General features: G+C 42.3%; 22 protein-coding genes. 10 read left to right on the plus strand and 12 right to left on the minus strand.

The genetic code is table 11. The features are described 5' to 3' along the window. Positions 1 to 242 precede the first annotated feature (242 nt). Positions 243 to 1,487, plus strand: coding sequence for a ParM/StbA family protein (locus IQ244_RS06390; protein ID WP_193891015.1), 1,245 nt, complete (start codon positions 243 to 245; stop codon positions 1,485 to 1,487). A 92-nt stretch (positions 1,488 to 1,579) separates the two neighbouring features. Here the strand turns inward: IQ244_RS06390 and IQ244_RS06395 are convergent, their stop codons facing one another. The 3 genes from IQ244_RS06395 to IQ244_RS06405 form a co-directional block, all read right to left on the minus strand. Beyond that, a complete protein-coding gene (locus tag IQ244_RS06395) occupies positions 1,580 to 2,023 on the minus strand; it encodes a hypothetical protein (protein ID WP_096560816.1) in 444 nt (147 codons plus the stop codon). A 109-nt stretch (positions 2,024 to 2,132) separates the two neighbouring features. Next, positions 2,133 to 2,474: a hypothetical protein gene (locus IQ244_RS06400; RefSeq protein ID WP_096560815.1), complete on the minus strand. Its 342-nt coding sequence runs from the start codon at positions 2,472 to 2,474 to the stop codon at positions 2,133 to 2,135. 568 nt (positions 2,475 to 3,042) lie between these two features. After that, positions 3,043 to 4,083, minus strand: coding sequence for an AraC family transcriptional regulator (locus tag IQ244_RS06405; protein ID WP_228058770.1), 1,041 nt, complete (start codon positions 4,081 to 4,083; stop codon positions 3,043 to 3,045). Between the two features lie 361 nt (positions 4,084 to 4,444). On the opposite strand from IQ244_RS06405, the gene IQ244_RS06410 reads away from it, so the two are divergent. The 6 genes from IQ244_RS06410 (at position 4,445) to IQ244_RS06435 (ending at position 8,422) form a co-directional block, all read left to right on the plus strand. Further along, positions 4,445 to 4,948, plus strand: coding sequence for a cupin domain-containing protein (locus tag IQ244_RS06410; protein ID WP_096560812.1), 504 nt, complete (start codon positions 4,445 to 4,447; stop codon positions 4,946 to 4,948). A 47-nt stretch (positions 4,949 to 4,995) separates the two neighbouring features. Then, the gene (locus tag IQ244_RS06415; RefSeq protein ID WP_228058771.1) at positions 4,996 to 5,475 is read left to right on the plus strand and encodes a cyclophilin-like fold protein; all 480 of its coding nucleotides are present in this window, start codon (positions 4,996 to 4,998) and stop codon (positions 5,473 to 5,475) included. An 84-nt stretch (positions 5,476 to 5,559) separates the two neighbouring features. Further along, positions 5,560 to 6,651 carry an alpha/beta hydrolase gene (locus IQ244_RS06420; protein WP_193891019.1) on the plus strand — a complete coding sequence of 364 codons (1,092 nt, stop codon included), beginning with the start codon at positions 5,560 to 5,562 and terminating at the stop codon, positions 6,649 to 6,651. A gap of 23 nt (positions 6,652 to 6,674) precedes the next feature. Further along, positions 6,675 to 7,451, plus strand: a complete 777-nt coding sequence (locus tag IQ244_RS06425; protein WP_096560809.1) for an SDR family oxidoreductase — start codon at positions 6,675 to 6,677, stop codon at positions 7,449 to 7,451. 42 nt (positions 7,452 to 7,493) lie between these two features. After that, positions 7,494 to 8,237, plus strand: coding sequence for an SDR family oxidoreductase (locus IQ244_RS06430; protein ID WP_096560808.1), 744 nt, complete (start codon positions 7,494 to 7,496; stop codon positions 8,235 to 8,237). 5 nt (positions 8,238 to 8,242) lie between these two features. Continuing rightward, positions 8,243 to 8,422, plus strand: coding sequence for an alcohol dehydrogenase catalytic domain-containing protein (locus IQ244_RS06435; RefSeq protein WP_096560807.1), 180 nt, complete (start codon positions 8,243 to 8,245; stop codon positions 8,420 to 8,422). Between the two features lie 35 nt (positions 8,423 to 8,457). Here IQ244_RS06435 and IQ244_RS06440 read toward each other — a convergent pair whose 3' ends face one another. The 4 genes from IQ244_RS06440 to ssb all read right to left on the minus strand — a co-directional run bounded on the left by IQ244_RS06440 (position 8,458) and on the right by ssb (position 11,226). After that, a complete protein-coding gene (locus IQ244_RS06440; protein WP_096560806.1) occupies positions 8,458 to 9,444 on the minus strand; it encodes a ParB/RepB/Spo0J family partition protein in 987 nt (328 codons plus the stop codon). Further along, the gene (locus tag IQ244_RS06445) at positions 9,441 to 10,211 is read right to left on the minus strand and encodes a ParA family protein (RefSeq protein WP_096560805.1); all 771 of its coding nucleotides are present in this window, start codon (positions 10,209 to 10,211) and stop codon (positions 9,441 to 9,443) included. Before IQ244_RS06445 ends, IQ244_RS06440 begins: the two co-directional genes overlap by 4 nt. Positions 10,212 to 10,349: 138 nt before the next feature. Beyond that, entirely contained in the window at positions 10,350 to 10,769 is a 420-nt protein-coding gene (locus IQ244_RS06450; protein WP_053458066.1) for a hypothetical protein, read from the minus strand. A 73-nt stretch (positions 10,770 to 10,842) separates the two neighbouring features. Continuing rightward, the gene (gene ssb / locus IQ244_RS06455; RefSeq protein ID WP_096560804.1) at positions 10,843 to 11,226 is read right to left on the minus strand and encodes a single-stranded DNA-binding protein; all 384 of its coding nucleotides are present in this window, start codon (positions 11,224 to 11,226) and stop codon (positions 10,843 to 10,845) included. A gap of 235 nt (positions 11,227 to 11,461) precedes the next feature. Here ssb and IQ244_RS06460 point away from each other — a divergent pair, with 235 nt between their 5' ends. From IQ244_RS06460 to IQ244_RS06470, 3 genes are all read left to right on the plus strand, one after another. Continuing rightward, positions 11,462 to 12,637, plus strand: a complete 1,176-nt coding sequence (locus IQ244_RS06460) for a hypothetical protein (RefSeq protein WP_096560803.1) — start codon at positions 11,462 to 11,464, stop codon at positions 12,635 to 12,637. A 42-nt stretch (positions 12,638 to 12,679) separates the two neighbouring features. Beyond that, positions 12,680 to 13,360: a hypothetical protein gene (locus IQ244_RS06465; RefSeq protein WP_193891021.1), complete on the plus strand. Its 681-nt coding sequence runs from the start codon at positions 12,680 to 12,682 to the stop codon at positions 13,358 to 13,360. Positions 13,361 to 13,486: 126 nt separating this feature from the next. Continuing rightward, positions 13,487 to 14,815 carry an IS4 family transposase gene (locus tag IQ244_RS06470; protein WP_193891024.1) on the plus strand — a complete coding sequence of 443 codons (1,329 nt, stop codon included), beginning with the start codon at positions 13,487 to 13,489 and terminating at the stop codon, positions 14,813 to 14,815. Positions 14,816 to 14,876: 61 nt separating this feature from the next. On the opposite strand, the gene IQ244_RS06475 is transcribed toward IQ244_RS06470, so the two are convergent. The 5 genes from IQ244_RS06475 to IQ244_RS06495 all read right to left on the minus strand — a co-directional run bounded on the left by IQ244_RS06475 (position 14,877) and on the right by IQ244_RS06495 (position 20,272). Further along, entirely contained in the window at positions 14,877 to 15,548 is a 672-nt protein-coding gene (locus tag IQ244_RS06475; RefSeq protein WP_096560801.1) for a hypothetical protein, read from the minus strand. 78 nt (positions 15,549 to 15,626) lie between these two features. After that, positions 15,627 to 16,502, minus strand: a complete 876-nt coding sequence (locus IQ244_RS06480; RefSeq protein WP_096560800.1) for a DNA polymerase III subunit delta' — start codon at positions 16,500 to 16,502, stop codon at positions 15,627 to 15,629. After that, complete coding sequence (gene holA / locus IQ244_RS06485; RefSeq protein WP_096560799.1) at positions 16,499 to 17,458, minus strand: DNA polymerase III subunit delta; 960 nt, start codon at positions 17,456 to 17,458, stop codon at positions 16,499 to 16,501. The genes IQ244_RS06480 and holA overlap by 4 nt, the downstream gene beginning before the upstream one ends. 140 nt (positions 17,459 to 17,598) lie before the next feature. Beyond that, on the minus strand, positions 17,599 to 18,294 hold the full coding sequence (locus tag IQ244_RS06490) for a hypothetical protein (protein WP_228058772.1): 696 nt from the start codon (positions 18,292 to 18,294) through the stop codon (positions 17,599 to 17,601). Between the two features lie 160 nt (positions 18,295 to 18,454). Continuing rightward, complete coding sequence (locus IQ244_RS06495) at positions 18,455 to 20,272, minus strand: 3'-5' exonuclease (protein ID WP_096560797.1); 1,818 nt, start codon at positions 20,270 to 20,272, stop codon at positions 18,455 to 18,457. Positions 20,273 to 20,329 lie beyond the last annotated feature (57 nt).

Below are 20,329 nucleotides of genomic sequence, written 5' to 3' on the forward strand. Positions count from 1 at the left end.
TACAGGACGTAATTTAACCAGCGTGTGTTGAAGAAATTTTTAATACATTAATTTACTTAGAATCTACAGTTTCGGTTTGGTATTAGTGTTATAGAAGAAAATGATCGTAATGGTTTTTCTCTACTTACTTTGTATGTAAAAAACCTGTTAACTCCTGTAAAGAAAATGTTTTGCACTACAGCATCATTCCTATTTCAGGTAAATTAGTAACAATAGGAAAAGTTAATAAAACATCAATATATATGCCTAAAATTAAGGAGAAAACAGACGTAAAAAAGATAGTAATTACGATTGACATGGGTGCAAGTAAAACTAAGGCTATCGTTCAGGAGTATCCAGAAGGAAAGCCTGTTGTTTTACTTTTAGACTCAGAAATAGCGGATGTTGCTAAAGCCTCAGTTGAAAGCGTCCAACCTGAAGGTAGTCCTGAATCTCGTGCTTGGGTAGGGATAGGCGATGAGTATTTCGCCTTGGGAGAACTTGCTCGTCGTCGGTTTGGGGGTATATCGCAACTGAGGGAGTTAAAGTATGAACTAGCAATCCCCAAAATTTGCGGAGTATTTTGGCTGGCTAAAGAGAAGTTGAACCTGGGTAATGATGTTGCAGCTTACTTGAGTGTCCTGCTGCCGCCTGGTGAAGTGCAAGACAAGGAACATTTACAAACTCGGTTGAAAGATGTGTTTCGAGGGTTTGATACACCAGCAGGTAAGATGCGGGTGAAAATGCTTCGTTATGATGCAGCTTCTGAGGGTAGTGGAATATTTTTCCACCGTAGGCGATCGCCAAGCGATCGTGTACCTGTTTCGATGTATGTGATGCTTGGTTATCGCAACGCGAGTATTTTCACCTTTCGCAGTGGTTCGATTGGTGCAGGAATAACCAGCAATTTTGGTATGTCTTGGTTAGTAAATAATTTGATTTCCAAAACATCGGGACTAAGCCCTGATAATTCCAATATTATTGAGGTACTGATAGAAGCTGGAGCCAGTTGTGACCCCGAGGTGATGCAAAAACTCTCACGCAAGCGCAAAGTTGATGAGATTCAACTTGATGGAGAGTCGATGTCCAAAGCTTTATTACTTGCCAGAGACGAATATTGGCGTGCGATCGCCAGGTGGTTGCGCTCAAAGATGGATGAGGATATTGAAGAACTAGTATTTTGCGGAGGAACTGCGGATTACATTCGTCCTGAAATAGATGCTTACTTCCAGAAAGAGGGGATTAAAGTATCCTGGCACGCTAATATTTTTATACCTGATGAAATATCTTCTGGTATGGGCAATCGGATGGCGGATGTTTGGGCTTTCCACCAGCACATGATTATTCAGTTTGATAAGTTAACTGGTTATATACGCTCTGAAGTTGTACCGCTAACTAAATCTGTTGAAGGTAATACAAATAATGCAGGTGAAGAAGTCAAGCTTAAGTATAACTTTACACCTTGTGAGCGGCCTAGTACCTTTATTGCTGTAAACGAGAATGTTTGATAGTTTCAGACAAAAATCAATGTAGTAAAAAAAGAATCAGCTAGAATGAAGTGCTGCATAAAATAGTACTTTCTAACTGATTCTTTGAGATTTTAGTATGGCTGTTGCTCTAGCATTTGGTAGCAATCAACATGAGAATTGGTAATTTCTGGAATGTGTTGAATTACAGAGTTAATTTGCTCCATGTCTGCATATTGTTGTTCTCGCCTTTTGCGGAGTTCCCATGATTTACGGTTATAAGCTAACAAGTCTTCCAAACTCATGTTGAATTTGTATTTGGCGAAATTCAATAATTGTTCTGTGGTGTAACGACAATCTTCAGGACGACCAAAACAGATTTCAAACTGAAGCTTAAAAGCTTTCCAATCGAAATTGTCAGACCCCAGTTGTCGTTGTGATTCGCGTCCGTAAAGGTCACGGATTGAATAGAAAATTGTGTTGTATTTACGCACGTCGAATGATTCAATCTTGAATTGCTCCATTGTTGAATCATCGACTGTAGCAGCTTGAGCTTTAGTAGATTTATTAGCAGCCATAGTTTTTTTCCTTGATGAGTGTTTCGCTTTTAGCTGCGTCAGCATTAATCAAAAAAATAAATCCCACTCTGTATGAGCGAGATTTTCTGTAAAATTAGATTATTTGTGATTATTTTGCTAATAAACGTTCGCGTTGTAGCCAAGTACGTTTGTTGACTTCGAGTAGTTCTTCTAAGCCTTTGTTGAAGTGCTTAATGGAATAGTCAACCATTTGTTGTACACTGTATTTGGGGTTGTCAACTGAGCCGAATGTAGCAATGAATCTTGTTTTAAAAGCATCCCATTGTGTTTTATTCCAGTTAGTTTGTGACTGCGCTTGAATAGTTTTACCCCAGGTTTCTTGTAGCCCGTAGTAGACTGCTTTAAACTTACGCTCGTTGTAGTCAGCAATTTTGTAAATACCCATTGCGTTATCATCAATTAAACTAACTTTTTTGGTTTTAGTAGCCATAATTTTTATCTCCTATGTGAGAGTTACTTCTTAAAGAATTGAGCGTTAGCTATAGTGCTTTCTCTTCTTTATTTGGACGTAAGTCCGTGTAAAAAATAACAATTTTAAATTGGAAATGAATGCTAACGCCTCGGCTACTATCCTGTTTTCAAAAATTTTCCAATAGAGATAGAGTAGCAAGTCGGTTAACCCGCAGAGTTAACCCACCGAAAGTATGTCTGGATTAAGGAAGATACTTTAGTTAGTGTATGAAATATAAAGTTGACCGTTTCTCAGGTAAAGACGAAGGGTGATTTACTTCAGGAAAGCTAACGATTCATGCACTGAGGTCAATAGAAGTTTCAAATTCTGGGTAATAATATGAGCTGGATGGCTTACACATACTGTCACATACTGTTCGTAGATAATAAGCCGATACTCGCAAGTTGATTCAGCAGAGATAATGAAATATGGGGTTGTAGTGACAACAGGTTGCGGATACAAGCTCATCAATAATGGGCACGATACACGATTTATTCAGCACTATCTAAGACACAAGAACACTCAGCATACAGTGTGCTACACAGAGTTATCTCCACAATATTTTAGTGATTTCTGGCAAGATGGCGGGTGTCTTGAGGAGATTGTATTGAACTATTAGCCTCAAGAGCAGCTTCTCGCAACCGTTCCACATCGCGCATGGGTGGCGCACCAAAGAGCCGCTTGTACTCCCGGTTGAAGTGTGCGAAGCATCGTCATACCCCACCCGGTAGGCAGCACTGGTCGCATCCAGGTTTTGCCCCAACATCAGACGGCGAGCCTCCTGAAGTCGCAGTTGTTTCTGGAACTGCAAGGGACTCATTGCCGTGACCGATTTGAAGTGGTGGTGAAAGCCTGACACACTCATACCTAACTCTCGGGCGATGTCTTCAATCTTGATCGGCTGGTTGAAGTCTTTGCGCAGTCGATCGACGGCTCTGGCGATGTAGTGCGTGTAGCCACCCAAAACAGCAATCTGACGCAGCCGAGCACCTTGCTCTCCCATCAGGAGTCGGTAGATAATCTCCCGCTTGATCAGGGGTGCAAGCACATGCGCTTCAGCCGGAGAATCGAGCAGTCTGACAAGCCGCACCACAGCATCTAACAGGTCTGCATTCAATGGACTAACATCGATCGCTTTGACACTAGCACCCCTTTGGGCTGAAGGATAGCCTGCCTCAACCATGACTGAACCAACCAGGGTAGGGTCGAGATCGAGACGAAGACCCAGGTACGGTTTTTCCTGGGTTGCTTCTAGAATTCGGCTGGCAATCGGCAGTTCGACCGTCCCCAGCAAATAATGCATTGGGTCGTACTGATAGCGATCGCTGCCTAGAAGAACTTCTTTGCTGCCTTGAGCAATCACACAAAAGGCAGGAATAGAGACATTATGAAAGCATTCCGAAGGGGAAGAGGAACGGTTGAAGTGCAATCCAGAAAGTGGCTCGATCGCTCCATCAGTACAAATCGCTTGAGCAATTCGCTCCGTTAATTCCTCTCGGTTGGCTTGCGCTCGGTCTGCCTCGCGAAGAGTCTGAAGGTCATTCATCAAGGCTCTACCGGACTTTTCACTCGTTCTTGCAGCGTTCATTTCTCATACCGATTTAAACAAACTTTTGGATACATCAAGCTTCAGCAAGGGTTTGGCAGTGCCAGCCCTGTACAAGAATCTAGCGTGACTTGAGCCGAAACGAGTATAAGTTTGCAGGATTGTACAACGATCTTAGACGATCGTCCTATTGCTTGCCTTTCAGAATTTCTAGAATGAGGTTAAAGCAATGAAACGTGATTCCGGCTTCTTGTAAGCGTCTGGACTTTTATCCAAGAGAAATAGCAGGTTTGTTTGGTCAAGCGCTTCTCGTGCAATCGCGAGAAGCATCATTAAATCCACGGCAGGCATTGGTCGCTGTGGGAAAGCTTCGCATGACAAAGCACAAATTGGAGGAACAGAAATGAAACGGCTCACGATGCCTGTCATGGCATTTTCCTTATTGGCTTTGGGGTTCGCGCGGGCGGGTCATACACAAGTCTCATCTGGCAATCGCCTACAGGGCGTAGAAATTACGCAGAATGGTTCGCAGCCTTCCACCGAAGGATCTGCCGACTATTTCACGGGTTCTGTACGTATCAATCCTCTTTTTGCAGCGCACGATCCGGCTCGCACATCTGGCGCAAGTGTAGCTTTTGAGCCAGGTGCCCGAACCGCATGGCACACTCATCCCTTAGGGCAAACCCTGATTGTGACGGCTGGAGTTGGCTGGGTTCAACAGTGGGGCGGTCAAATTCAAGAGATTAGACCCGGTGATGTCGTCTGGATTCCACCGGGTGTAAAGCACTGGCACGGCGCTACAGCCACTACAGCCATGACTCACACCGCCATTCACGAAGCGCTCAACGGCAGCCCTGTGGACTGGATGGAACAGGTCAGCGACGAGCAATATGAAGGGAGATCCTGATGCTCTTGAGATGGCTTCCCACTAGAGGAAAAAACGGTCAGAAGCGAATGCTGATTTTGGTTCTCGCTTTAGCAATGTCCCTAAGTTCCTCAGCCTGCCGTGCCGACAACAGTATCACCAGCAATGCCCCGTCAGAGATACCGACGGAACTATCAACCGAGCAAGCAAACAGGATGAAGATCAACATCAGGGTTGGAAACGAAGTCGTGACAGCCACGTTGATTGATAGCAAAACCACTCAGGATTTTATTTCCCTGCTGCCATTGACACTGACGCTAGAAGATCACGCGAACACCGAAAAAGTTAGTGATTTGCCAAGACGATTATCGACAGAAGATGCACCTTCGGGCAGTGATCCTGCGGTTGGAGATATCGCGTATTACGCTCCCTGGGGAAATTTGGCGATGTATTACAACGATTTTGGATACTCAAACGGACTGATTATCCTCGGAAAAATTGACGGTGATATCGAGGCATTGAATGTGCCTGGTTCTGTAGAAGTGACGATCGAGCTTCAAGCGCAGTAAAGAGGATGCAGAAACGAAGCTGCTTACGACGGCGATCGAACCGAAGCTAACCCACTTGATAACCATACACATACAGAGAACTCAATGAAACACCCCGTTCTAATCCCAACCCTCTTAATGAGTGCAATCTTCACAACAGCGGCATTTGCGCCCGACCAAACACCCGCCTCGCGTAATATCGCCCAAGCATCCGTACAGCAGTCTGCTGTGGTCGAGGGGGCGGACAACTTCTATAAGAGCGATAAAGTAACTATGCAAAAGGTTACGTTCAAAAACCAATACAACATGAAGGTTGCGGGGAATCTCTTCATTCCCAAAACCTTGAATCAGAACGCTAAGAATCCGGCAATCATTGTCGGACACCCAATGGGCGCAGTCAAAGAACAAAGCGCAAATCTGTATGCCCAAAAACTGGCTGAACAAGGGTTCGTCACTTTGTCCCTCGATTTGTCATTTTGGGGCGAGAGTGAGGGGCAGCCCCGCAACGTTGTTTCGCCGGATATTTATGCCGACGATTTCAGTGCTGCGGTCGATTTTCTGAGTACCCAGTCATTCGTTGACAGGGAGCGGATCGGCGTTCTTGGAATTTGCGGTAGCAGGAGCTTTGCCATCAGTGCCGCCAAGATCGATCCGCGCCTGAAGGCCATTGCGACGGTCAGCATGTATGACATGGGTGCAGCCAACCGTAACGGGCTGAGGCATTCTACGACCCTCGAACAGAGAAAGAAAGTCATTGCAGAAGCGGCTGAACAACGCTATGCGGAGTTCACGGGCGGCGAGACCAAATACACAAGCGGAACCGTGCATGAACTGAACGAGAACTCCACCGCTATTGAGCGTGAATTTTACGATTTCTACCGCACTCCCAGAGGCGAGTACACCCCCAAAGGTTCGTCGCCGAAATTGACAACCCACCCGACGCTTACCAGCAACGTTAAATTCATGAACTTCTACCCGTTCAACGATATTGAGACGATTTCACCTCGTCCTATGCTGTTCATCACGGGGGCAGATGCACATTCCAGGGAGTTCAGCGAAGATGCCTACAAACGCGCAGCCGAGCCAAAGGAACTCCACATCGTGCCGAATGCGGGCCATGTCGATTTGTACGATCGGGTGAACCTGATCCCGTGGGACAAGCTTCAGTCCTTTTTTAATCAACATCTCAGTCGGTGAGCGAGCAATTGACAGGAGAAAATATGCTACCTAACTCGAATGGAAACTACACAGGCAAGGTGGCCTTTATCACCGGAGCAGCGAGCGGCATTGGCCGTGCCACAGCGCTGGCGTTTGCCCGTGAAGGCGCGGCGGTGGTGGTTGCCGACGTTTCAGAACAGGGCAATCAAGAAACGGCACACATAATCAAAGAACTCGGCGGGCAGGCAATCGCTGTCCGGTGCGACGTAACACGGGCCGAGGACGTGAAGACAGCCCTAGCCAAGACCATTGAGGCTTTCGGGCGGCTGGACTTCGCCTTCAATAATGCGGGCATCGAGCCAAGAAAGCCAGCTCCCACCGCAGAGTACGAGGAGGAAGAGTGGAACCAGATCATCGACATCAACCTCCGCGGCGTTTTCCTGTGCATGAAACATGAAATCCCTCTGATCCTCAAGCAGGGAGGCGGCGCGATCGTTAACACGTCATCGGGCGCGGGAGTTATCGGCATCAAAGGCAGCCCTGCATACACCGCCGCGAAGCATGGTGTGATCGGTCTCACGCGATCGGCGGCCCTCGACTACGCCGCGCAGAACATCCGCATCAACGTCGTCTGTCCCGGCTACATCGACACTCCGATGATGGGTCGCTTCACTGGCGGTACGGACGAAGGGCGGGCGAAGGTAATTGCCCAGGAGCCAGTCGGACGGATGGGTAAGCCTGAGGAGATCGCCGCAGCCGTCGTCTGGCTATGTTCGGACGCAGCAGGCTTTGTCATTGGACACGCTATGGTCATTGACGGCGGCCAAACGGTGCAGTAATGGTCGGTGCAAAAGAATCTACTCAACAAAAAGAGGAATAAGATGATTAAAGACAAAGTTGTGATTATTACTGGCGCATCATCAGGGATTGGTGAAGCAAGTGCGAAATTGCTTGCCAGCAAAGGTGCTAAGGTCGTATTAGGTGCGCGACGCGAGCAGCAATTGAGACAATTAGTTGATGAAATTCAAAAAGCGGGCGGGCAAGCAGTTTATCAAGTGATGGATGTGGTTAACCCATCGGATAACGCTGCGATCGTCAAGCTTGCCAAGGAAGCATTTGGAGGCATTGATGTTATTTTCTTGAACGCTGGCATCATGCCCACTTCTCCACTTTCTGCATTGAAAACGGATGAATGGAATCAAACAGTTGATGTCAATATTAAGGGTGTACTAAATGGGATCGCTGCTGTGTTACCAACGTTTATTAGCCAAAAGTCTGGGCATATTATCGCAACTTCATCGGTGGCTGGATTAAAAGCTTATCCAGGTGGTGCGGTGTATGGTGGGACGAAATGGTTCGTGCGCGATTTCATGGAAGTTCTACGCATGGAGTCTGCTCAAGAGGGGACTAACATTCGGACTGCGACAATTTATCCTGCTGCAATTAACACTGAGTTGTTAGGTCAGATTGCTGACCAAGATGCGGCTGAAGCAATGACAAAGTTGTATGAGCAATATGGCATCTCACCAGATCGAGTCGCCAATGTTGTGGCGTTTGCAATTGAACAGCCAGAAGACACAAACGTGAATGAATTTACAATTGGACCAACCACGCAGCCTTGGTAAGAATAGTGCGGTTGTTTAGACTCTCGTGCGATCGCGTCCTCGCTCCCTTTGCGTTTTCCGATGCTACCTGTGAATTCTGCCATAAAGGAATTCACACCGCCTGCGTACATGGTGGTTTTTGGGGAACTATAAATGATGGTGAACTGTTGTCAGCATTCGAGGGAAAGAAGCGATCGCGGCGGTGAAAGAGATGAGTTGACTTCTAGCCATCCATTACCTTTTACAAAGAGTTCTCCGAGACTTCACTACCTGACTGTAAAGAAATATCATCTTTGTTTTCTTCTTCTAGAAGTGCTTCAATTTGAGCAAAAAGCTTATTAATTTTTTTTAGCTTTTTCTCATCATTCCAAATTTTACTTTTTCTAAGTGCTTTGTATATTTTGTCAGCTTTTTCTTTTTGCTCTTGGTTATGAGATGATGGCTTACTTTCTGATTGTTGCTGAAGAATATTTCCTACTATAATCCTAATTTCAGATAATGATAAACCTTCTGCGATCGCTTTATTTAAAACTTCCTGCCTTTCATCATCATTTTTTATCCGGTTGATTTCCTTAGCTTTTGTGTATTCAATTTTGCCTTTTTGCAATGCAGTTTGGATATCCAAATGGAGTTTGAGTAAAGGAAGACGATTAGCTACAAACGACTGCCAAGTAATTTTTCCTAACTTCGAGAATACATCTTGTATGATTCGTCCTTCTTCACTAACCATAACGTTATGGTTAGAATTACCTTTGCTTTCGTTATTCATCTCATAGAGCAGTTTGACCACTGTCTCTTGGTCAATATCGAGTTCTTCGGCTAGTAATTCGAGAATTCCGATAGTTTCCTCGTAAGCGTTGAGGTCTTCCCTTTGGAGGTTTTCAACTAAGCGGAGTTTACGAGCTTTTTTCTCGTCGCACTCAATAATGACTACGGGTATTTCCTCAAGTTTTACGATTTCACAAGCTTTGAGACGGCGTTCGCCAGCGACCAGCTCGTACTTGTCTTCCTGAATCTTTCTAACGACGATGGGTTCTAGTAACCCCACTTCCTTAATGCTGTCAGCGAGTGATTTGAGTTTTATGGGGTCAAAATAGCGACGGGGCTGACTTGGCGGAAGGATAATTTTAGATAAGGGTAAAGTGGAATCGGATAAAGATTTTTCTTCGTCATCTCCAAATAAATTATCCAGTCCGGTTAGTTTTTCTAGTTCACGTCTTTGGCTCATAGTTGAATGATGTATTTTGTAATTTCTTCGAGTATGCTAACTGCGGGGTGGTTTTTTTTGTGGAGTGCAAGTGGTAGATGTGCCTGGGTTGCGTCAGGAAAAGCTGTTGATTTAGGAATGGGGGCAGTAACGTGTATCCGTCCTTCAACCTGTTGTTTAATTTCTTCCAGTATTCCTGTGTCTTGAAGATTACGATTATCGTATTTGGTTGGAATTATACAAGCAATTTGTAATTTCTGGTGTCCTCCTTTTTTGAGCCGGGCAATTGTTTCTAGCAGTTGGTTGGTGCCAAGATAGCACTTATATTGCGTTTCAACAGGAATAATAACGTGTGAAGCAGCGACTAAGCTCATAATGCTTAGAATTCCTAGAGAAGGCGGACAATCAATCAAAATATAATCATACTGGTCAAGTACATTTGAAAGCGCAAATTTGAGCCGTTGGCGGTTGTCGATGGTCAGGTCATGGAAAATTTTTTGCTCCGTACCTGCCAATTGGATATTTGTAGGCACAAGGTGCATCCCGTAAATGGGTTTTTCCCATATATACAGGGGAGTTTCTTCAGCGATCGCACCATAAATAGTTTGTTCAGTTTGCAGCTTGACTTCCCCTAATCCCATAAAAGCTGTTAGCGATGCTTGTGGGTCCATATCCACAAGCAGTACACGGTGTTTTTTAGCAAGATGGTATCCAAGATTGTGTGTAATAGTCGTCTTAGCTGCACCACCTGACTGATTGAAAGTGGCAATTATTTTGGTTGATGACATATATTAATGAAGCGATTTTGTGAACCCATGTCAGCGATTCTACCAAACAGTGGATTTTTATTTTGGATTTTTGAAAAAAAATAACGCTAGTTCAAACCAGTAAACCTGTCTGGACTAGCATTATTCAGTTAATTGGTTCTAAAATGGAGGTTCTTCATCTAGGTCTTCATTTGTCGAAGTAACGTTATCTTCGAGTAGTTCCTTGGCAAAATCAGGAGTTTCAGGCGAGTGAGAGTTTTTGCTAACTTGGGTGAGTTCGTTAATCGGTTGTGCTGAGATAAAGTTTCTAATTACGAATGTGGCAATCTTTTCTTTGTACTCACCCCTGTTATCTACTACTAAATCAAGATATCCTTCTGCTGTACCATGTACGCCTTCCCCCTGTTCGTTGATGACGACAGCAGGTGCGCCTTTGGAACGGAATGGTATCTCGTCAGTAACGACTCCTTCCTTGGAACGGTAGTAGAACTCAGCAATTCCAAAAGCAATCAAGGAACCTTCTTTGTCGTGGGTTGTGTTCACTGATTTAAGATTAATAGTTGCAGTATTATGAATCATGGTCGTTTAATTTGTAGATTGATTAGATAGTTAATCGCCTATGATTTACACTGTATAGGCGACTTGTAATTTTCTAGAAATTTGCGTTAGCTACAGCCTGTGTTTCGTTTGTTACAGAAGTAGATGTAGATTCTTCCTTACGGGGTGAACCTAATAATTCGATGGCGTTGATTGTGATTACAGGTTTTTGCCGCATAGTGCCAGAATTTTTATCAGCCCAACGATCAAATCCAAACTCACCAGTAATTGCAATCTGAGTTCCTTTACGAACGTAATTTCCAATCACTTCTGCTTGATTTCCCCAAGCGACTAAATCAAACCAAAGGGCTTGTTCACTTCTGTAGGGCGGTCTTACTGCAATAGAGATTGAAGCTTTAACTGCTCCCGACTCGAAATATTTTAGGTCAGGTTCTTGTCCACATCTGCCAACTAGCATGACTTTGTTGATATAGTTCATAACGCGAGAATTGATATATTTCTCTTATTGCTGCGTCAGCATTAGTTCTTTTAGGATTTATTATTTTGACGAATTGTTTTATTTAAAGCACACTTTTTGCTTCATACTTATGAGTTATTTTTTATTCCTGTTTCTCATAGCATTGTGGTTTTTACTAAGGAACGACAATTTATCCTGTGCTATGGTGGGATCGCAAATATTGTGGTATGTATCTAAAAATTATAAGTAATGAATTATGCTTGAATATCTTCTCCTAAAGCGAGTAAGTATTTGTAAGCTGATGCTCTTGGCTTTGATGTGGATACAGTTCGATGAAGACAGCCAAAATCAGCTAACTCCTGACTACTCTTCACCTTTGCAAGTAGAAAATCTTACGTGGTTAGGAGAAACATCTGTTGGAGAAGAGGTTGAGCATTTTTGTGATGTTTCCAATACCGCTAGGATAGGCGTTTGGAGAGAAATTCTAGAACTGAAGTTAGTAGATTTAATTGCTGATTTACCGACTTGTTTGCATGATGCTTCATGGTTTGCTCTACTGGCAATTACTATGATGTTGGTGGATAAGGAATTAGAGGGTATATGCGTACACCCACAAGATGAGTTTTTTGCCCGGACTATTGCGCTTGAAAGTTTAGCTGATTTGGGTGATTCTTACTTAGCTAAAGGACATCCTTATTTAGATTTTCCTTTATCATTAGAAGACGCTAAATCATTACTGCCAGTTCATAGAAAGCAGGAGCTAGAAATCGAGTTAGAGAAATTTCTTATTGATACTTATGAAGACGATTTTGATGATGAGGCACCGGATATTTGTGAGTTTTCATCCATCTACTTGCAAGATATTGTAAAAGAGTTTTTTGTTGAATCTGACTGGCAGGGTGATATCAATCAAGAGGCTGTTGCACAGCTTCAAGAAAAGTATGGTTCACAGTATTCAGAAGGTGCGTTCTCTCCTGAAACTAAGGAACACGAATGTTGGGGTAAAACGCTTGTTTTTCTAAAACAGTTTATAGGTCTGGATTCTAGTTTTATCGAAAGCCAAAGCGATTTATTCCTTGATCAATCTCAAGCAGCTGATTTACCTGATTATTTCTGTATCAAGTCTCATTTAGAACGTTGGCAAGACCGAACAGTAATTTTATCCCGGTTGGTTCATACTTTAGTTTATTTTTTGGTGGCAGGACAAAATTATCGTCCCAGTCATATACAAGATTTGATGAATATTCCAGCTTCTTCACGGGCTATATCCAGCCTACAAGCTTGTTTAGGTGTAGCTGCTTACAGAAGTGGTTATTACATGGCTGCTTCAAATATTCCCGAATCAGAAATTGGGCGGAACTGGTTGCTACAAAAAGCTTTCCCTAACCTGCTTGAGTTTTATCAAACAGGTCGTTTGAATGGAAAACAATAATTAATATTCTGCTGTTGGGTTAATAAAGACAAATTTATTTTTATGAAAAAATATTTATTTATAGGATTATTCTTACTGGTTGGATGTTCATCTCCAGAAAAAGAAAATAAAGTTTCAGCTATAGAATCAAATCCTTCTCCTACGCCTTCATTATCCTCAACTAATGTTAATAATGCTACGCCGTCACTAAATTCAGAAGTGTTACCTGATTTATCGAATAAAGAGAAGCTTGGAGAAGTTAGTGCAGAGAACGACTTAATTGACTCGTTTTATTTTGATGGTAATGGTGTAAAAGTGAGTTTGACTGTAGCGGCTGATAAAGCTTGTTTTATCTACGTGCGGCGTAGTACTCCAGACCGAGTTGGTGAGGTTGAAATTGAGTCACTACAGCGCGAAAAGTTAGGTCTATGGCGTTCGTATAATACTCAGCGTCTTCTAACTCAACCTGCTGGCAATAGACTAAGCGTTTATTCATCAAGTGAGGAACTTTCTTCTACTTATGAAAATCCTGCCATATCACCAGAAATTCTTGTAGCAGTAAAAGAATTGAAGGAGCGTGAAAAATCATTTAAATTACTTTTGCGTCAGGACTTGGGGGCAAGTGATTCAGCAAGACGAATTTATGTCAATCAGTGTCAAAATTTAGGCAATTTTTATTACAAGGAAGAACTTCCTCCTCTCACGGACAAAGCTACGGTGTACACACAAGTCCAAGTAAAGTAATAAGAGCAGGAGTTGTGGGGAGAAAAAGGCAGTGGAAAATCCAATCAGAATACACGCGCAAGCAGTAGGGGGAAAAGCATTTGGAGACCCGCGACTCTCTAAAAGGGGGCCGCATTGTACAAAGCAATGGGGAAACATCAATCAGTAAGTATTCGCCGAATAAGTAAAAATAGAGCCGAACAAATAGGATACTATCGGTTTTTGGAGAATGAGAATGTGACAGTAGGGGAATTAGTGCGAAGCCTATCAGACCACTGCGTATCTCATGTAGAAGGAAAGCATATATTAGCTATCAGTGATACCAGCGAAATTAACTTGCAGTCTCATGTAGGAAGATTGAAAGCCACCGGTCTAGGTGTAGTAGGAAACAACACAGATATAGGATTTTATATTCATCCGACACTAGTATTAGATGCAGCAAATGGATTTCCCTTGGGGATAAGTACAGTACAACTGTGGACTAGAGATATCAACCATCAAGATAAGCACGAACGAAACTATAGCCAATTGCCAATAGAGGAGAAAGAATCATACAAATGGCTGCGTTCGGCTGATGAAACTCAACGGTGCATCAGTGTTGGTGAAGCCAAAATGATTACCCATATCGGCGACCGCGAAAGCGATATGTATGAGGAATTTGTGACAGTCGCAAATCAAGACAATCATGTATTGGTCAGAGCGCGCATTGACCGTCGCTTAGTGGGAAAGACTTCATCACTTTATACATACTTAAATCAACAGCCGAGCGAGGGGACTTACACAGTAGATGTCCCAGCAGATGCACGCATTAGTAGAACCGCAAGAGAGGCATTATTAATTGTTCGTCGTGCAATGGTGAAAATTCAACGTCCGGATAAATTGAATGGACAAGATTATCCCGCCAGTGTGACACTTTATGCCGTGGAAGCAGTGGAAGTCAACCCACCTCCAGGTCAAGCACCGATTCATTGGCGATTGCTCACCAGCCACCAAGTTGTTTGTTTAGAACAAGCTCTACAGGTGATTCGATGGTACACATGGCGATGGCGAATTGAACAAATTTTTGCCACCCTCAAAACTGCTGGTTTAAATCTCGAAGCCACTCAGCTCGAATCGATTGCTGCTATTCAACGACTGACTGTATTAGCTTTGTCCGTCGCCGTGCGAATTTTACAACTGATTCAGGGACGAGATAACCCTGATTTACCTGCAAATATTGCTTTTTCCCATGAGCAACAGCAATGCTTATCTATTCTTGCTCCTACCTTGGAAGGCAAAACTCGACTGCAACAAAATCCCTATCCCCCTGACTCTCTGGCTTGGGCTACTTGGATTATTACTCGACTTGGCGGTTGGTCTGGCTACAAGTCTCAAAAACCTCCCGGTATTACTACTTTGGTTCGCGGTCTTGAGCAATTTGAGTCTACCTTTTTTGGCTGGAAACTCGCTCTGGGTCTACTTGTGTGTACACCGTAGCACGGACAAAGAGAGGAAGGAATTTGGGAGGAGTGTTGAAAAAAGTACTAACAATTAGTTATTAAAACAGTGACAATTGCTCCATCTTAGTATTACTTTCAGTTGAATTTGCTGTAACAGGGTGTTTGTTGTTATTTGACGACTTTTTACCCCATCCCTCTTTCGCCGCGTGTTTGACTACACGAGAACGGATATCAGCAGCCAGGGTTTCATAATCAGAGCGGATTTTGTCATACGAAATCGGAGTGGTACCAATCTTCTCCCAGAGGTTTTCGTAGTTGAAATTCTTGAAAGGTCTGTGCCTGACAAGGGCATTATAACTTGCCCAGAGGTAAACATCTGTCCATTCGGATGATAGCGGCACTTCAAAAGCAATTGGCATCATTAAAGCAACAACTTCACTACTAGAGGCAAGTTTACCTACTTCTCCCTTGTCTATCTCTTGTAAAGCTGCATCTAATCTATCAACTGCGATCGCGCGCCAAACCCAGGACGGAACTGTCTGTTGCCAGCCGTTCTGCTGAGTGACAATTGGCCCGGCGATGTATTGAACAATTTCACGACCTGCTCCTGCTAGATCGAGTAGGCTGGCTGTAACAGCTTTATTAATCCCTTGGCTGGTTAGTAACTGAAGTATCTTTCTAGTGCTAGGGTTTAATATTTCGCTGGTTTTTTGGTTTTTACTGTTGCGGATGGTTTCTTCGACATCGAATAAACTGTGTTGCTGGTTCATATCTTTTATGTGTAAACAAATACTGCCAGCTAGAAATACTTCTAACTGGCAGTGCTTTTTGATAATGAGTGGGTTTTGTTATGGCAGAAGTAGGCTATCCCAAACACTTCTGGGCGTAACGTGATGCAGCAATTGCTTTCTTGCTTGGGTGAATTTAGCTAGTAGCTTAGTGCTTTTTAATTTCTGCCACCAGTTGTATTGCAGGTAGGTAAGCAACCATAACTGCGTCTGGTGATTCCAGCTTGAGATGGAGTTACTCAAACTGAGTGCCTTGAGGATATCGTCAGGAGGCACTTCCAGTTCCTTTGTGATTTCTTGTGAGATGGAAGCTAACATTTTAATATTGGCGATCGCTTGACCAGGACTGCCAGAACTGATAGCTAGTATTTTTTCTGTTACCTCAATTTGTTGGTCTTTAAGGACAGAAATAACCTCCTCGTAAGTTAACCTTTGGAAAGGTATGATTTGACACCTACTCTTGATAGTGGGTAATAGCTTTTGAGGATAGGATGATATCAGAATAAACGTTCCAGTTTTGGGTTCTTCCAGCGTCTTGAGAAGTTTGTTAGCGGCAGTAGGGTTAAGCATATCTGCTTCATGAATAATTACTACCTTTTGCTTGCCCTCGACTGCACTAGTTGAAAGAAATTCAATTACCTCGCGCATTTGTTCTACTCGGATAGCAGGGACACTTTTCTGCTGGGAGGTGTTTTCGGTATAGGTTGGTTTGATTTGTAAGATGTCTAGATGTTTAGATTCTCCTGCGATCGCGGAGCGACTTCCTCTTGAGAGTATTGCATTTGCAAATGCCAGAGCAGTTTTTCCTTTGCCCACTCCCTCAACTTCGCTGCTAAATAGGTATGCGGGAGCAATTTGATTACGTTCGATTGCTTCAGTTAGTAGAAGTTTGGCGGTATGCTGTCCGATGATTTCTGTAAATAAGTCGTTTTTCATATCGTGCAAATTTCGATAATTCGGCTAGTTAAATTGTTAGTGCCGCTTTTGAGTTCCGTTTCGAGTTGTAAAAGTAAGGTAAGGCTGTTTTTCAGTTTTTGAACGCCTACAGACTTGACTTCATCTTTGAGGTAATACAATCTTTTAGGGTTTTTCAATTCGGCTATTTCTGCAATCTTCATCTCAGATAATTTAGTTTCTACGCCAGCTTTAGTTATTAGCCAAGTGCGAAAAACTGACGTAAGCGTTGCTACTATTTTGAGTGGATGTTCATTACTATCTAGTAGTTTATCCACCTGCGCTATTGCCAAGTTTGAATGATTCCTTAACATAGCCATAGTAAGCTTTTGGTAGTCAGTATTGTGATTACTAACTAATTGTTTTATCTCCTCAAGGGAAATAATTTTTTTACTTGCATAGACAGCAAGTTTAGCAAATTCGCTATCGGCTCGTGCAGTGTTATTACCAATTGCTTCAACTAAATAATTAGTCACATCTGGTGTAAGTCTAACTTGATGGATAGCTGCATACTTCCCTATCAAATTAACTATCCCCTTTTTATCCCAACAAGGAACGAGAGGAAACTCTTCTTGTTGAGCATATTTTAGGATAGTTTTTACTACTGTTCTACGAGAATCTGGCTTTTTGTTACTAGTAATTAAAAGAATGTTACTTGCAGGTATTCGAGAAAGTTGATTTTCAAATTCTTGGTTATTATCCTCATTTGATAAACTTCCAATTAAATGCTCGCTGTCTGTATGAACAATTTTATTACCCTCTCCAAAGGGTAAAGTCATAACCTCAGTAAAAACCTTGGCAGCAATATTTTTCTCATTTCCAGATAACTTGATGTAGTTAAAAGCTTTCCATTCAGTATGAACATTTTGAGTCACTAAATGGTTAATCTTTTGATTGAGCGAATAGGTATCTTCGCCGTAGTATAGGTATACTGGCATCACAGATTAGATAAACATCTAATTACCATGCGTTAGTTATGAGCAGTGGTTAAAAAAAGAAGAGTTAGTATTAACTCTTTCTGCTTGCTTGGTATTTATTATGTACTAACCAGTAAATACCTTACTTAAGTTTGTGCTGGTTATACGAAATTTTGAATTGAGTCTTTATCAATATGGTTATCTACTCGTTTATTACCCAAGTATTTGCGCCAAGAATCTAACTGTTGAAGATACTCTATCACTCCACTAGAACCAGTTACCTCGTATAGTGTAATAGCTGTTTCCCATTCCTTTAAGCTGGCTTGTTTCTCTGAGAGAATTTTGACTATAGCTTCGGGAAGTTTAGTGTCTTTACCAGGAACTAAATTTAGGTGTGGTGTGTTTTCTAGTAATATTTCTTGTCCATATAGAGTAACACCATCATCTTTTATATTTGTAGTATGAAGTTGAACACTAATCTCTGATAAAGGAAGAGTATATTGAATAAATTTTTTAACTTTTTTGGTTTTAGTATTTCTCCTTTTTGGTTTAATGATAACTGGGTTGTTTGGTTCTGCAACTTCGTAACATTGGGGGAGTTCTAGAGAGAGTTGACCTGTTAAGTGCCATGATGCACTTCGTTTTTCTGGTGGGGTAATGCGATAAGAAAACTCAGCTGTTTTCCTGGGGTCGCCAAACTTTCTTAGTTTGACCCACATGTTGTAGCTGATAATTCCTTGGATGTAAGTTTTTGGGTCTAATATTACTAGGTTTGTGTTTTCCCACCACTCAATTTGAACTACGCGATCGCCATCTAGTTCGTAGATAGTTCTAACTCTGGCATTAGGATGAGACAAAAGGAATGAGTTGACCCAAGCCCTTTGCTTTTTATTAAGCCTGGGCTTGCGAGAAGAGGATTTATTTTTCATTAGTTACAGACAAATCAGAATGTATGAATTTGAAAAACCTTCATATTTATTAGCTTTGAGATTTATGTAAAATCTCAACTTTGTTCATTTAAAAAAGAGATAACTGACGCTTGTTACTTTCTAGTGTTGCAGGAGCAGCTATTTTGAGAATTTCTTCTCGCCTTTTCTCAATCAAGTGAAGATAGTATTGACGTGAATAATTCTCATTACTACTGATATTAGTTATGCCGCTAATTCCGTAATAGTAAGTGACTACATCTCCAGGTTTCCCTAGTTTGAGGATTTCTTTTTCGCCCTCTTTAATTTTGCGTGTGATTGCAAGTTTTTCTTTTGGATATTCCCTTGATAAAATCTGGGATTTGATGTGTGCATAATAATCTTCTGCTGCTGATACATTTTGAATTAGCAGGGTTAAATACTCAATAGAAAACTCTTTCTCCAATTGAGAGCGATCGCGGTTGCGCCAGTTGCCTTTAGTGATGATTTTCCCGTCTGGAAGCCATAAAAGGTAATTTTTGGTTCCCCGTTCAGGGATAAACATAGCGTCAGCGATAAACTCTAGCTTGACAGTTATCCCTTTAGGCAATTGAGATTGAAGTAAACTACGTACTTCTTCTGGATTGGGATGTGTGAAGAATACTCCGTCGGTGTCAACTTCCACAGGAGTACCACCTTGCCGAGTGATAATTTCAATCATTAGCTTGAGTACTTTCCGACTGTAGGCTGTAACTAATGCAGCAGCCTCCATATCATTGAAGGCGAGTTCAGACGTGCCGAAGAATCCAAACTCAGAGTTAGCTAAAACCTTGACGGATTCTCTTTTTTCCTTAGCAGCAATATCTCCAGCAGATGCAAGTTGTTCCAGCCTAGATTTTTCATTCACCAAATATTGCAGAATACTTAGCCCAATACGTTCTGTATCTTTAATTGAGCAAATACCCTTGTCTAGCATTGCCCAAGGGTGCATTGAGCTAATATCTGCATATCCAACCCTTCTATACAGTCCAGGAATAGAGTAAGCCATCCCTCCTTGGAATTTGTACTTGCGATCGGGTTTTGGTTTATAACCTGGATAATGATGCTCAAATATTCGCTCCCATTTAGTACCATTACCAGCAAGTGTTAGCTGCTGGAGGTTCATTTCCGGTACAATTAGTGCTTCGTAATAGTATGAGGGTACAAGTCTATTCGCAATTAGCCGGGTGTCTTCGAGGTCGTAGACAAGATACTCTTTTAGGCGTTTCCATCCCTTACTGTTGGGGCCATCTTTCCAACAAGCGAGGATTTCCTCATAGGGAAGAACCAGCCTAGTGTTCTGGCGTAGTCCCATGTCCAATACAACCTTTTTGAGCGATCTGCCGTTAGTTAGCTTTTTGGCTATGAAATCCCACCTCAGAACGCAGATATAGATGTCTACGTGTTGGCTATTTCGGATGAACACCTCCTGGATTTTTAGTGGCTCACCCCGTACTTGGGCGGTACGAATAGTCCGAGATTTGGATGCAACTTGAAATGGGTGTTTTATACCATGCAAGTTGCATCGAGTAATAATAAATGGAATATCAAATGCCATCCCGTTATATGTGAAAATTACATCTGGATTTCTTTTACTGAGATGGTTGATAAATTTGGTCAGTATTTTAGCTTCTGAGATATCCATGAAAATAGTAGAATATCCCCTTGAATCCATACAACCAATAGCATAAATACGGCTTTCAAATGGGTTTATTCCTGCTGTTTCGATATCAACAAATATTTGTGAAAGTTCCTGATACGGCTTGAGTTGTATTTTGGGCTGCCAAGGTTTTATTGGAGAGGGGTCTTTCCAATAAATGTTTAGTTTGTCTTCATCGACAACGATTATCCCTCTAGATTTTTTCACAAAATCTCTGTGGTTATAATTCATTAATTAGAGATTTTCCTAATTCATGTTGATATTAATTTTTAACTATCAACTTAAATG

The sequence above is a fragment of the Nostoc sp. LEGE 06077 genome, from assembly GCF_015207705.1.
Classification (GTDB): domain Bacteria; phylum Cyanobacteriota; class Cyanobacteriia; order Cyanobacteriales; family Nostocaceae; genus Nostoc_B.